The 13,593-nt window shown below is 38.6% G+C and carries 10 protein-coding genes; 5 read left to right on the plus strand and 5 right to left on the minus strand.

What is annotated here, in order from left to right; translation table 11 throughout:
- Positions 1 to 24: 24 nt before the first annotated feature.
- Together ACFILY_RS01115 and ACFILY_RS01120 are read left to right on the plus strand one after the other, a co-directional pair.
- Complete coding sequence (locus tag ACFILY_RS01115) at positions 25 to 1,389, plus strand: RsmB/NOP family class I SAM-dependent RNA methyltransferase (RefSeq protein WP_375637333.1); 1,365 nt, start codon at positions 25 to 27, stop codon at positions 1,387 to 1,389.
- A 64-nt stretch (positions 1,390 to 1,453) separates the two neighbouring features.
- Entirely contained in the window at positions 1,454 to 3,199 is a 1,746-nt protein-coding gene (locus ACFILY_RS01120; protein ID WP_375630700.1) for a heparinase II/III family protein, read from the plus strand.
- Positions 3,200 to 4,113: 914 nt separating this feature from the next.
- Here ACFILY_RS01120 and ACFILY_RS01125 read toward each other — a convergent pair.
- The 3 genes from ACFILY_RS01125 to ACFILY_RS01135 all read right to left on the minus strand — a co-directional run bounded on the left by ACFILY_RS01125 (position 4,114) and on the right by ACFILY_RS01135 (position 7,736).
- The gene (locus ACFILY_RS01125) at positions 4,114 to 4,266 is read right to left on the minus strand and encodes a DUF1127 domain-containing protein (protein WP_273790070.1); all 153 of its coding nucleotides are present in this window, start codon (positions 4,264 to 4,266) and stop codon (positions 4,114 to 4,116) included.
- 349 nt (positions 4,267 to 4,615) lie between these two features.
- Positions 4,616 to 6,235 (minus strand): bifunctional phosphoribosylaminoimidazolecarboxamide formyltransferase/IMP cyclohydrolase, encoded by a 1,620-nt coding sequence (gene purH, locus ACFILY_RS01130; RefSeq protein ID WP_375637335.1) that lies wholly within the window; start codon positions 6,233 to 6,235, stop codon positions 4,616 to 4,618.
- Between the two features lie 718 nt (positions 6,236 to 6,953).
- Positions 6,954 to 7,736: an SURF1 family protein gene (locus ACFILY_RS01135; RefSeq protein ID WP_375630704.1), complete on the minus strand. Its 783-nt coding sequence runs from the start codon at positions 7,734 to 7,736 to the stop codon at positions 6,954 to 6,956.
- A gap of 298 nt (positions 7,737 to 8,034) precedes the next feature.
- On the opposite strand from ACFILY_RS01135, the gene rpmB reads away from it, so the two are divergent.
- From rpmB to ACFILY_RS01150, 3 genes are all read left to right on the plus strand, one after another.
- Complete coding sequence (gene rpmB, locus ACFILY_RS01140) at positions 8,035 to 8,352, plus strand: 50S ribosomal protein L28 (RefSeq protein ID WP_273787609.1); 318 nt, start codon at positions 8,035 to 8,037, stop codon at positions 8,350 to 8,352.
- A 119-nt stretch (positions 8,353 to 8,471) separates the two neighbouring features.
- Complete coding sequence (locus ACFILY_RS01145; protein ID WP_375637337.1) at positions 8,472 to 9,155, plus strand: VUT family protein; 684 nt, start codon at positions 8,472 to 8,474, stop codon at positions 9,153 to 9,155.
- A 1,142-nt stretch (positions 9,156 to 10,297) separates the two neighbouring features.
- A complete protein-coding gene (locus tag ACFILY_RS01150; RefSeq protein WP_375637359.1) occupies positions 10,298 to 10,492 on the plus strand; it encodes a HaeIII family restriction endonuclease in 195 nt (64 codons plus the stop codon).
- A 48-nt stretch (positions 10,493 to 10,540) separates the two neighbouring features.
- Here the strand turns inward: ACFILY_RS01150 and cobT are convergent, their stop codons facing one another.
- Both cobT and cobS read right to left on the minus strand, forming a co-directional pair.
- Positions 10,541 to 12,436: a cobaltochelatase subunit CobT gene (cobT, locus tag ACFILY_RS01155; RefSeq protein WP_375637339.1), complete on the minus strand. Its 1,896-nt coding sequence runs from the start codon at positions 12,434 to 12,436 to the stop codon at positions 10,541 to 10,543.
- Positions 12,437 to 12,450: 14 nt separating this feature from the next.
- A complete protein-coding gene (gene cobS / locus ACFILY_RS01160) occupies positions 12,451 to 13,431 on the minus strand; it encodes a cobaltochelatase subunit CobS (protein WP_273790065.1) in 981 nt (326 codons plus the stop codon).
- Positions 13,432 to 13,593: the final 162 nt, after the last annotated feature.

The following is a 13,593-nucleotide window of genomic DNA, read 5'->3' on the forward strand; positions in this document are numbered from 1 at the left end:
AAACTGTGATATAAAGGTGGTGGTTTGAAACACAAAAAAGCGGGGCATGTGTCTGAAAAAAATGTTCCAGGATTAGCTGTTCGACAGGTGTGTGTGCGTCTTTTGGGGGCGGTAGTTGATAAGTACACGCCTCTGTCTGGTTTGACGGATAATGAACACGGACATCCACAATATTTGAAGCTTTCACAACGAGATCGTTTGTTATGTCGGGCTATTTTAACAGCTTCATTGCGTCATCGAGGGCAGATTATGGCGGCTCTCTCACGCTTTTTGGCGCGTCCTTTGCCTTCACAAGCACTTTCACTTCAGCATCTTTTGCATATCAGTGTTGCACAAATTCTTTATCTTGATATTCCCGATCATGCGGCTATTGATTTAGCTGTGCGTGTGGCGAAACTTGATCCTCGAATGCGCCGTTTTTCAGGGGTGGTGAATGCTCTTTTGCGCAATGTTGCACGTGAGGCAGAGCCTTTACGTCAACAAGTTCCTACCATTGAAGGTGTGCCAGCGTGGTTTGGACAGCTTTTAATATCAGCTTATGGAACAGAAAAGGCACATCAGATTATCGCAATTCAAAGTGTGGAACCTCCTTTCGATTTGACAGTGAAATCTGATAGTGGTGGATGGGCTGAAAGGCTTGGCGGTGTGGTATTGCCCAATGGTTCTGTTCGATTGAAGCGTCTGGAGTGTTCTGTTTCTGATTTACTAGGCTATCGTGAAGGGTCTTGGTGGGTCCAAGATTTTGCAGCAGCTTTGCCTGCTTGTTTACTTGGGAGTATTGAGGGTAAACGCGTTGCTGATCTTTGTGCGAGCCCTGGGGGAAAAACAGCACAATTGGCTTTGCAAGGGGCAGAGGTGACAGCAATTGAGCTTTCTGCTAACCGCGTAAAGCGTTTAAAAGAAAATATGGAACGGCTTCATTTTTCAGTTCACATTTGGCAGGGCGATGTGAGAAATTTCTATCCCACACAGCTTTTTGATGCAGTTCTTCTTGATGCTCCTTGTTCTTCTACAGGAACAATCCGTCGTCATCCGGATATTTTATGGACGAAATCGAGGGAAGATATCGTCAAGTTAGCGGCGTTGCAATATGATTTGCTTGTCGCAGCAATTTCTTTGGTAAAGGAGGGGGGACGGATTGTTTTTTCCAATTGTTCATTGGCAAGAGAAGAAGGTGAAGATCTTATTGAAAAAATTTTATCGACACGCAATGACATTGTTTTAGACCCTATTTATCCAGAGGAAATGGGAGCACTGGAACATTTGCTTTGTGGGGGGATGTTACGGACAACGCCTGCGGATTTTTGTCATAAAAATTTTGATGCTGAGAAAACCGTATTTTTAGGAATGGATGGTTTTTTTGCTGCGCGCTTACGAAAAATTGCTTAATTAACGCTTCATTTACAAAAATGGTCGAAATTGTATTTGATTCAGCATAAATGGAGATAAAATTTTGGCGGTTGCGGTAAAAGCTCCTCAGGTAAAAGTGGCAGCCTGTATCGATACGATACAGAATGTTATGCGGCGTTTATGGGTTGGACCATTGTTTCGTTGGCGGTTTTCAGGGTTTCGTCCTCATAAAATTTTAGCGCATCCCATGGATTTGCATGTAGCTGATCCGATGATGGCGCATGAATTTTATCATGGTCGTTTTGCTTTTGCTGGTCACATTGTTCATTCTGGTGCTGTTTCTCCGTTTTCATTGGTTCCACCAACGCTAGAATGGGAAGCGGCTCTACATGATTTTCATTGGTTGCGCCATATGGAGGCAGCAGGAAGTGATTTAGCTTCTGCACATGCACGCTCTCTTTTAGAAGACTGGTTTGACCATGCTGGTAAGAAGGTAAAAGGGCTTGCTTGGAGTGATCCTGTTGTGGCGCGGCGCTTGATTTCATGGATTTGTCATTCGAAAATGTTGTTAGAAGGGGCAAGTGAACGGTTTGAAAAACGCTTTTTACGTGCACTTGGTTTGCAATTTCGTTATTTGCGCGTAACAATTTGTAGTATGGAGCACAATGATCAACGTTTACAAGCAGCAGTGGCTTTGACATTCGCATCTCTTGCTTTGCCTGTTTCTGCGGCAGTGAAAAAAAAGGTACAAACCACACTTATAGAGGAGCTTTCCCGTCAAATCCTAGTTGATGGTGGGCATATTTCCCGTAGTCCTGTTATTTTGCTGAATTTGTTATCGGATTTATTGTCGTTACGGCATCTTTTTATGCGTAGCAATGAAACAGCACCCCGTATTTTGATTGATTCTGTTGAGCGTATGTTGCCAGCTTTACGATTCTTTATCCATGAGGATCAAACGTTGGCCCATTTTAATGGGGTTGGTCCCCTTGTATCGGAACGGTTATCATCACTTTTGGAGCTTGATGAAACAGGAGGACATCCTTTTAGTTATGCCCGTTATTCAGGATTTCAGCGCTTAAAAGCCAATCAAACAACAGTGCTTGCAGATACAGGAAAGTTTCCACCCCGCTCTGTAGCACAGCAGGCTTGTTCGGGGTGTTTGTCTTTTGAAATGTCTTCACAAGGGCACCGTTTTATTATCAATACCGGTGTTAATCCTGATGGGCGGGAAGATTATCGACATTTAGGGCGTGTTACTGCAGCACATTCAACAGCTACGCTTAATGATTGTTCAGTGGGTGCTTTTTATCATAAAAAGAAAAATGGTGCGCCATTTTTGTTTGATGGACCAACAGATGTTCAAGTGTGCCGTATAGAGGATTCAGAGAAGACGGGTTTTATTGCGAGTCATAATGGTTATATGCGACCCTTTAATCTTATTCATGAGCGTGGTCTTATTTTGGCGACAAATGGAGATATGATTGAGGGTTTTGATCGCTTTTTTATGCCCAATAAAGGGGGAAAGAGACACAAGAGTGTGCAAAATGAAAAAAATCATGTTGCTGTTCGGTTTCATCTTCATCCACAAGTTGAAGTTAACTATGATGGCGAACGTGTGTGTTTAGCCGTAAAGAATGAGAACGTGAAGAGCGAACAAGTATGGTATTTTATATCGCCTGACGCAGATATTTGTCTTGAAGATTCGATTGATTTTGCAGAATTAACAGGTCCACAACGGACACAACAGATTGTTTTATATTTTCGTCCAGCATTTCAGGAAAAAGTTCGTTGGCGTTTTATCCGTAAAGCGTTTGATAAAAAATTAGAACATTATTCCAACCCATAGTATATTGCGTTTTATCTTGCGTGTCGCAAAACATTATCGTTTATTGTGGTAATATTCTCAAAATTTGAAGATCATATCAATTTTATACATGAAGAGTTTTGTTAGAGTATGGGTTGGATGTTTTTAGGCAAGGTTTGCTCATAGAATCTCATGAGGTGATGCTAAAAGGGATTGGCTCCAGAAAAAAAGTTTTTTGAAAGACCATTGTTGACAGATGAGTACTAGTTAAAGATTTTGATCCTTTAAAGATATGGAGAGAAAATTAAGCCGTTGCGTATCTTCGATAAGTTTTTAAGTGTGCTGTTGGGATCAATATTTATCTCTGAGAGAGTTGCATTAATAGGGCTACACTCCTCACGAAAAACAGAGCGCTATTGTATTGTATATTTACGGACTTATTTTAAAGAAAAATCCCTTAACGCTTCCAAGCTTATTTTGCGACGATGCCCGTGATGGGTATAACGGTAAATCCATTAAGCACCCCCCATCTTTACGCTTATGAAGGAGCAGTTCGGCACTATCACACTATTTATCAGTGCCCAATGTTTGTAACAACTCTTGGCACTAGAGATGGTTCATAAGAGGCATTTTTAGCCTTTTCTTAATAGTTTTTATCCATACAGCTCTCCCCGCTTGTAACGTGCAGGCGAATGGTTTTGGTTGATTCAACATACATAGATTTGAAATGGAAGAATCTCACGGTATTCGGAGTTCTAATTCAATATGAATAACGCTAAATTATCATTATAAATCAAATGTTGTATATCACAGAAACACTGAAAATTTGAGAAACAATACACAGCAATGGCTGAGAAAAACAACTCTTCTGCTCTTAAAAATGAAGGCGTAATAACAAATCACAAAATGCACGCTTTTTCAGAGCAAAGCATTCTCTCAAATATCTCAAACAACTTTCATAAAGATTTACGCGAATAACGTCGTGCAATTGAATCAATATCACCTCGACAAATTCCAAGATCGCTGAGTTCATATGTTGAAAGACGACTTAACGCATTAACGGTTCGACGATAACGGCGCCAATTACTATAAAAACGTAGAATATTCATATCCTCTACTCAAACTTTTCATTACACTCTTTAGTTTAAGAATAGAGCATATTACTAAAAAGAGTTGTGTTATAATATCATAACAGGTATGCATCTACATACAAGATAACATCCCTTTAACATTTTCCTCATGTGAAAGGGCAACCATTAAAAATATCAACAAGAACAATATTCTTTCCCTAAACAATGGCTAAATTATGTGCATTTTCTTCGGTGATAAACTTCTTCACGTGTAGATTCTTTGGATTGAATAACTGCTTCCATTTCAATAGTTATCAATAGTTATACGATGATTATGAAAAATTCCTTGAAACATTTGTCTCATACGAAGAGGGAATCAGCAAAATTATTAATGGCGGAAGTGTCGTGTTCCTGTAAAAACCATTGCTAAACCCTGTGCATCAGCAGCGGCGATAACTTCTTCATCACGCATGGAGCCTCCTGGTTGAATAATTGCTGTTGCCCCTGCTTCAGCTGCTGCTAATAAACCATCTGCAAAAGGAAAAAATGCATCTGATGCAACAACAGATCCTTTTGTGAGAGTTTCTGTTAAGCCTGCTCTTTGCGCACTTTCTGCTGCTTTACTTGCAGCAATTTTTGCTGAATCGATGCGGCTCATTTGTCCGGCTCCAATTCCAACTGTTGCGCTATTTTTCGCGTACACAATAGCATTTGATTTAACGTGTTTTGCTACACGAAAAGCAAATTGAAGATCACGCATTTCATCTTGAGTTGGTGCCCGCTTTGTCACTACTTGCAATTTAAGATCATCCACCACCACGTTATCACGTGATTGCACTAAAATGCCTCCTGCAAGTGTTTTCGCAAGAAGTCCTCCACAGCGTGGATCAGGAACTCCACCTGTAATGAGCAAACGAAGATTTTTTTTCTGGGCAATAATTTCACGTGCCGCCATTGTGGCATCAGGAGCAATAATCACTTCTGTGAAAATTTTAACAATTTCTTCAGCACATTCCTCATCAAGGGTTTGATTTAAAGCAACAATTCCACCAAATGCCGATACATTATCACACATAAGAGCTTTCAAATAAGCTTCTTTCAAATTTTCTCCTTCCGCAACACCACAAGGATTGGCATGTTTAATAAGAGCGACAGCAGCGGTTTTTTGCGGATCAAATTCTGCCACAAGCTCAAAGGCTGCATCTGTATCATTCAGATTGTTATAAGAAAGCGCTTTGCCTTGTAAAAGTTTTGCTGTTGCAATACCAAAACGTTTTTCATTATTGCGATAAAATGCTGCCTGTTGATGTGGATTTTCCCCATAGCGCATAACACTTTCAAGATGACCGGAAAAACTCTGCCATGATGGAATTTCAATTTTTAAATCCCGTGCAAACCACGTTGCTATTGCCGTATCATAAGCAGCGGTGTGTGCATAAGCGCGCATTGCTAGCTGATGACGCATAGATAAGCTTAAACATCCATTATGCTGCTTTAATTCAGCTAGAATCGAATCATAATCTTTTATCGCTGTTACAACACCGGTATAAGCATAATTTTTTGCCGCGGCGCGAATCATCGCCGGTCCACCGATATCAATATTTTCAAGAATCGTTTGCCCATCGGCTCCCGATAGGATCGTCTCTTCAAAAGGGTAAAGATTCACCACCAAAAGATCAATTCCATGAATGCTGTTCTTTTCCATAGCTTCCCTATGGCTAGGATCTTCTCTTACCCCTAACAAAGCACCATGAATCAAAGGATGGAGTGTTTTTACACGCCCATCCATTATTTCAGGAAATCCGGTAACTTCAGCAACATCTTTTACGGGTAAACCAGCTGCTATGAGGGTTTTTGCTGTTCCTCCTGTTGAAATTAATTCAACATTGTAAGTAGCATGAAGGGCTTGTGCAAAAGCAACCACACCCGTTTTATCAGACACAGAAAAGAGAACACGACGAACCCGATGAAGATCAGGTATGGGAAAATTTTTGGCAACAACACCCATAACAGAAGCCTTAAAAATGAAAGAGTTAAAATTCTAGTAAAACACGCTTATACGTTTATAGCATAAGCCTTTAGCAAAATACACTGAAAGGATAAACTGTCTTTTTAGAATATAGGATGCTCACCTTTTTCTATTATCCTGTAAAAACCTCTCATTTGAGGTGTGGTGATAGGTATAAAAGTCGCGTTGAGAAATTAAATGTTTTTTTGTTGCTTATAACTCAACATCTCATCTTCATAGCAGTTGTGAAACAAAAAATGCCTCCGTATGTTCTCTGCTATATTAGCTTTTATACTATATGAAGGCGAAAGTATTACGTATATCAATTGGAATAATCTCTGAAATGGGAAACAATCTAATGAAGCAAGAATATAAAATTATAAAGGCAAAAATGAGTGCCTATCTTTCCTATCATTTTTAAATTTGGCTTTATGTTTTTCAAAAGCGTTTATGACAATGTTTTTTAAGAGTGAATTTTTTATAGAGTGGAGATAATGCATTGCTTCACATTTTTGGGCATTACATTTTTAATGAATAAACCCTCATTTTATGATGATTTTTTAAAGAGTGTCGCGTAAATCTTTTGTGAATGGTATAAAGATCTATTGTATGCCTATGATCTTTATTTAACAAAGGTGAAAGTTGGTAGATTTTATTCTCTTTATCAGTTTTCAAGATTCTAAAAATTTTTGTTACTTGAGATGGAAGAGGTATTTTTTTAGTTTTTTTGCCGTAGCAGAAAAAGAAAACCTCCTAACACACCAGCAGCTAAAATAAACCACGTGATTGCATAAACGAGATGATTATTTCGAAAATGAATAATCGTAAGACCAACGACGGGAAGATTTGCTTGTGGAGATGTTTTTCTGGCATCAATGAAATAAGGGGCAACAGTGGACAAACCAAGTTTTTGTGCCATAGCGGGGAGATCGCGCGTATACCATAAATTTTTGTCAGGATTATTTTTACGCGGGAAAAATCCATTTTTTTCACTCATGCGTAATAAACCTATAATCATTGTTTGTTCTGTGTCCGTGGTAGAATTTTGCTGAGATGAGGCATTTGTATGCGATTTCTCTGAGTTTTGAAAATTATTACGTTCATCCATGGGGATAAAGCCACGGTTGATAAAGATCAGTGTATTATCAGCAGTTTGTAAAGGAGTCAAAACCCAATAGCCTGTAGTATTTTGAGCGGCAGCAGTGACTAAGATATTTTTATCTGTTAAAAATTTTCCTGTGATAACAACAGGTTGATATTCATATTTTTCAAAAGTAACATCTGACCATTGATTTTTTTTGGGGGCTTTTATGGGGGGTAAATGAATGCGCTGATTAGCACTGGTGATAAGATTTGTTTTCCAGTTTAACCGTTGTACTTGCCATATACCTAATGCACTGAAGAGAAGAAAAAAACAAATACATAAAGTTCCAAATAAAAAAGAAGAAAAACGGCAAGAATTTCCCTGAAGCTTTGTCATGGGGGGCCCTTTTTTGCTCATGATTTATGCTTCCTTTCGGGACAATAGGCTTTTATTCTAACATGGTATGTATTTAAAAAAAAACATTTTGTACGCTTTTTGGCGGAATTTGCACGTCTTATTGAGGAAAAAGATGAAAAATGAGCCAACAAGAGATGAAAAAGGTTTTATAAAAGACTTGACCTTTTGTTGTCGACCCCCTATTAGAAAGAAACTTCCCAATGATGCCCGTTCAAGGTTGCATTGCGCGTGTTTTGCGTTCATTGTGTCCTTTGGGTATGGGGATTTGAAAGTTTCTTAGAGTTTAAGGGTGAAGTTTATGTCTCGTGCATGTGAATTGACAGGGAAAACGGTTCTGTATGGTAATAATGTTAGCCATGCGAATAATAAGACACGGCGTCGTTTTTTACCAAATCTTTGCAATGTGACATTGATTTCAGAGGTGTTACAGCAAAGTTATCGCTTGCGTATTTCAGCAAGTGCATTGCGTTCTGTTGAGCATCGTGGTGGCCTTGATGGTTTTTTAGTTAAAGCAGATGATAAAGAGTTGTCGCAACGTGCGCGTTTGCTAAAACGCCAAATCATTAAGAAAAAAGCTGAGCAAGAAGGTGAGCAAAAGGCTGAACAAGCAGCGTAATTGTTAGCGCTATTCTTTTTGGTTTATTAACGCTTTGATTTCGGTTTTCTGTTCTAGAAGTTAAGTTTTTTGCAGGTTGATTGTTTCATTTTATTGGTTCCATATCCCAGGTTAAAAAAATGTCTTCAAGCGGTCCTTTATTAGAACAGCAAAAGAAAAGGTATGTTGTTTTTTCTATTTTTGCAATGTGCCTTGCTGTTACGGCTTCTAATATTTTGGTTCAATATCCTGTCTATTGGTTTGATTTAAATGAGCTGTTGACTTATGGGGCTTTTACCTATCCATTTGCTTTTCTGATCAATGATTTAACCAATCGTTTTTATGGTCCATCTGCGGCGCGGCGTGTGGTTTATGCTGGTTTTTTTGCGGGGGTCTTTGTTTCTTGGATATTGGCGACGCCACGGCTTGCCCTTGCTTCTAGTTTTGCATTTTTATTTGGGCAACTCCTTGATATTGTTGTTTTTACTCCTTTACGACGTAAAACATGGTGGAAAGCACCTTTAGCAGCAGCGTTGGTTGGTTCAGCTTTGGATACAGTGCTGTTTTTTGCTCTTGCTTTTTCTAGCTCGTTTTCTGTTCTTGATAAGATAACAGGGTATGCTGATAGTTCACTGGTGGAGAGTACTGTTTTGGGAGGGATAGGCATGCCAGTTTGGCTATCGCTTGCTTTTGGTGATTTTTCGGTAAAAATTATTATGAGCCTGTTGATGTTGATTCCTTATGGGACAATTCTTAATATTGTAAAGCTTCCTCTTTATCAAAGTCATTCAAAGGATGATTCTTCTTTTGTTTGTCATAAATAATGATTTTTGTCTTTTTTTCATGAAGCCAAGAAAATTGTACGCTATGCTTGGTGTGGCACGTTATTTATAATGGATACTTTATCATTTGCCAACTTAAGTAAGAGTTCCAACACAAAACGCGTTTTTTATTTCAAAATTCTCTTGTGAGGAAAAGATAAAGTCATTTGTTTGAGAAGGGGCTAATATACTTTTTACAAATGATTAAATGTGACAGAAATTGCAACTGATGTTTATTAATAGATTGATTTAAAATGATAACTTATATTTTTCATTTGAGTGAAAGAGCTCAATATCATAAAATTTTACGCGTTTTAAATACTCTTATATTGAGTTAATAAAAATCATTTGCTTGCCTATGTTATAAGAGGAATTGGCGTGCGGACAACGTCATTTGAGAAAGCAATACTCTTATGAAGAGCTTTAATGTAATAGAAGTGCAATATTAGGCGCTGGAAGTATATTGATTTATCTTAAAAACATTGGAAGCTTGAAAGTAGGATTTTGCTTTTGGCTTGTAGCTTGTAAAGTAAAGGATGATTCTGGATTTTGCATTATGCCATATATGGGCGCTGTCGTGAAATAAGCTTGGAAGCAAGGAAGAATGTTTCTTTAAAGTAGGAGTGCGGATAAGATATATAATGGTGTGTTCTTTTTCGTGAATGAAGTAATATTCTTTTTTTCGTGTTTTTCTTATATTTTATGTGAGTAAAGATTTTTTCTTTTATCCAGGAGATGGGAGCTTATGTTGATAGATCACCCGTGGTGAGTACTGTTTTGGGAAGGTTAGGAACAGGTTGGCTCTCGCTTGCTTTAGCGATTTTTCGGCAAAAATCGCTATGAATCCATTTATGCTGATTCTTTTATAAAATAATTCTTAGTGTTTAAAATATCCTCTTTGGATGATTCTTTTTTGCGTATAATAAATACAACTTTTATCTTTTTGTTTTACTGAAGGTGAAAGTCTATGCATTATATTTTCTGTGAGAGCAGCACTTTAGAGCTATGTCTAGTGGAGATATTTTTCTATATACGTGTATTTCAATATTTAAATATAATGAAATAACACAAGATCGAGACAAAAACGGGTAATTATTCAGTCTTTTAATTTGAATGGCACTCTGGGATATGGACGTAAATGAAAAATTCCAAGAAAAGTTTTATCAGTTGCACTAAAACCAGAAAGTAAAAACAAACTCATTATAATTTTTGAAGATGGTTGGAGCATTTCTTTTAGGATTCATAATACATCCAGTAAAGTAGAAGCTTCTTTAAAGTTCGATATTCAATTTGTGGGATTATCTTCTCAGGTTGTTAGCCATCAAATTCCGATGGTTTAATGATAGAGATAATGTTTTAAATGTAATCGTTGCTGATTTAAGGCAGGTTTATTTCTTATGAAAATGAGTCCTTTTATCACTAAAAAGTATTTCTAATTGTTTTGTTATGGCGTCGGCGAGTTCTTCAGCATTCATAATTGTTACAGCACGTTGATAATAACGTGTGACGTCATGACCAATTCCAATGGCAATGAGTTCGATAGGGGAGTGTGTTTGGATTTCTTGAATCACTGCGCGTAAGTGTTTTTCTAAATAATTGCTGGCGTTGACCGATAATGTCGAATCGTCAACAGGAGCGCCATCAGAAATGACCATGAGGATGCGACGTTGTTCACGCCGTGATAAAAGGCGTTGATGAGCCCAAATCAAAGCTTCTCCGTCGATATTTTCTTTTAATAATCCTTCTTGCATCATCAAACCTAAATTGCGTCGTGCGCGACGCCATGGGGTATCAGCACTTTTATAGATGATATGGCATAAATCATTGAGGCGTCCAGGATTATGGAGTTTGTTTTGGGTAAGCCATTGTTCGCGCGATTTGCCCCCTTTCCAAGTTTTGGTGGTAAAACCTAAAATTTCAACTTTGACACCACAACGTTCAAGAGTTTGTGCCAAAATATCAGCGCAACTTGCGGCAACGCTAATGGGGCGTCCGCGCATTGAGCCAGAATTATCAATGAGAAGTGAAACAACTGTGTCCCGAAATTGGGTGTTGCTTTCCATTTTAAAAGAAAGGGGTTGCATGGGGTCAATAATTAGACGTGGAAGCCGTGCTGTATCAAGATATCCTTCTTCAAGGTCAAATTTCCAGTTGCGATTTTGTTGCGCCATCAAGCGGCGCTGGAGACGGTTTGCTAAACGTCCAACGATGTTTTGGAGATGATTGATTTGCTTATCAAGATAACGGCGTAAGTGATCTAACTCGTTTTCAGAACAAAAATCTGTTGCTTCCAAAATTTCATCAAATTGACGGGTGAAGATTTTATAATTGCCAAGTCTTTCCATTTGTTCCGAATCAGAAAAAAGGTGTTTGGGTTTGCTCGGCTTTTCTTGCCAAGGTCCATTTTTTTGCTCGCCGTCAGCTTGATCATTGTTGTTTGATTGTGTCGCTTGTGTTTTTCCGTCATCTTGCACATCACTTTCTTGTTCAGTGCTGGTTTGTTCTTCACTTTGAGCGTGTTTTTTGTTTTTACTCTCTTCTTCTCCTTGGTCTTGAGGTTCACACGCATTTTTTAATTTTTTATTGTTTTCACTGTTAGAAGCTTCAGCTTGTTGCACTGTCATTTTGAGTGTAACAAGCATTTGGCGAACAATCTGTGCAAAATCTTGTTGGTTGTAAATATGATGTGGGAGTTCATTGAGTTCTGCTGCTGCTTTTTGTTCGAGTTCTTGACGCCACAGTTCTAAGACAGGACCGGCTTCTCTTGGAGCTGCGCGCTTTGTTATTTTTTCACGCAATAAAAGTGCAATTGCTTCTTGGATGGGGGCTTCACTTTGGTTGCTAATCTTATGATAATGGGCTCTTTTGTATTTATCGGCGAGCATGATATCAAGATTTTTTGCAAGCCCCTCCATGGCTAAAGTACCAATTGCTTCAACACGTGTTTGTTCTAAGGCATCAAAGACAGCACGTGCTTCTGATTCTAGTGGAGAAAATTGCATGTGAATGCGGTTATCATGCCATGCTTTGCGCAGAGCCATGGAATCACCTAATCCGCGGGTAATGGTGATGTCTTTATTCGTTGCGTATTGAGGTAATTCTGGTAAACGCGCGCAACTTTCGCTTAAAGATGGTCGGTTATGACTAAAGGAAACTTCAAGGTTGTTTGTGCCTGCAATTGCACGCATACAGGTGGAAAGTGCTTTTTTAAAAGCTTCAATATTAAGAGTGTTGTTGGAAGAATCTTTTGCCGGATTTTTGTTGTCGCCAATATCGGTAGCCATGAGTGACAGATTCCTTAAGGCGAAACACCATGAATAAGTGATTCGGGAAGCTCTTGTCCAAAGGCGCGTTGATAAAATTCTGCAACAGTGGCACGTTCGAGTTCATCACATTTATTGAGAAAGGTTAATCGGAAGGCAAAGCCGACATCTTGAAAAATTGTTGTATTTTCTGCCCAAGTAATGACGGTACGTGGACTCATGACAGTTGAAAGATCTCCATTGATAAAAGATTGGCGTACCATATCAGCAACATGAACCATTTGTGAAATTATCTTTTTTCCTTCAGTCGTTTGAAAGGATTTGACCTTTGAACAAATGATATTAACCTCTTTATCATGGGGTAAATAATTGAGTATCGTAACAATAGACCAGCGGTCCATTTGAGCTTGATTGATCTGTTGGGTACCATGATAGAGACCAGTTGTATCACCAAGACCAATGGTGTTTGCTGTTGCAAAAAGACGAAAGGCTGGGTGTGGAGAGATGACTCGGCTTTGATCAAGTAAGCTTAGTTTTCCAGAGGTTTCAAGAACGCGTTGGATGACAAACATAACATCGGGACGCCCCGCATCATATTCGTCGAAAACAAGAGCAATATTATTTTGATAAGCCCATGGCAAAATGCCTTCTTTAAATTCAGTGATTTGTAAGCCATCTTTTAAAACGATAGCGTCTTTTCCTACAAGATCGATACGACTTACATGACTATCGAGATTAATTCGAAGACAAGGCCAATTGAGACGTGCAGCAATTTGTTCAATATGCGTTGATTTCCCTGTACCGTGATAGCCAGAAACCATTACACGGCGGTTGAAGGTAAAACCTGCGAGAATCGCTAAAGTTGTTTGCTGATCAAAAAGATAATCAGAATCGATATCAGGAACATGGGAACTTTTTGTGCTAAAAGCAGGGACTTTCAGATCTGTTTCAATATGAAATAGATCGCGAGCACAAAGTGTAATATCGGGCAAATTTTCAACGGTAAGATTTGTCATTGTGTTTCTGGAAGGGAGAGGATGCTATTTATTCATTAGAAACGATACAAGAGTTAGAGTATTTATGCAATGCTCTATAATGAGAGCCTTAGATATTGAAGAAAGATTTTTTACGTATTCTATAATGTTTTGCAAAAAAAATAACATTTTGCGCAAATAATG

Origin of the sequence: Bartonella sp. CL25QHWL (genome assembly GCF_042195335.1) — a bacterium.
Classification (GTDB): domain Bacteria; phylum Pseudomonadota; class Alphaproteobacteria; order Rhizobiales; family Rhizobiaceae; genus Bartonella.

What these genes read in the sequence shown, in the direction of transcription:
- purH (WP_375637335.1), bottom strand. Translation starts at nt 6,235, where the DNA reads ATGGGTGTTGTTGCCAAAAATTTTCCCATACCTGATCTTCATCGGGTT.
- cobT (WP_375637339.1), bottom strand. Translation starts at nt 12,436, where the DNA reads ATGGCTACCGATATTGGCGACAACAAAAATCCGGCAAAAGATTCTTCC.
- cobS (WP_273790065.1), bottom strand. Translation starts at nt 13,431, where the DNA reads ATGACAAATCTTACCGTTGAAAATTTGCCCGATATTACACTTTGTGCT.
- ACFILY_RS01125 (WP_273790070.1), bottom strand. Translation starts at nt 4,266, where the DNA reads ATGAATATTCTACGTTTTTATAGTAATTGGCGCCGTTATCGTCGAACC.
- ACFILY_RS01135 (WP_375630704.1), bottom strand. Translation starts at nt 7,736, where the DNA reads ATGAGCAAAAAAGGGCCCCCCATGACAAAGCTTCAGGGAAATTCTTGC.
- ACFILY_RS01145 (WP_375637337.1), top strand. Translation starts at nt 8,472, where the DNA reads ATGTCTTCAAGCGGTCCTTTATTAGAACAGCAAAAGAAAAGGTATGTT.
- rpmB (WP_273787609.1), top strand. Translation starts at nt 8,035, where the DNA reads ATGTCTCGTGCATGTGAATTGACAGGGAAAACGGTTCTGTATGGTAAT.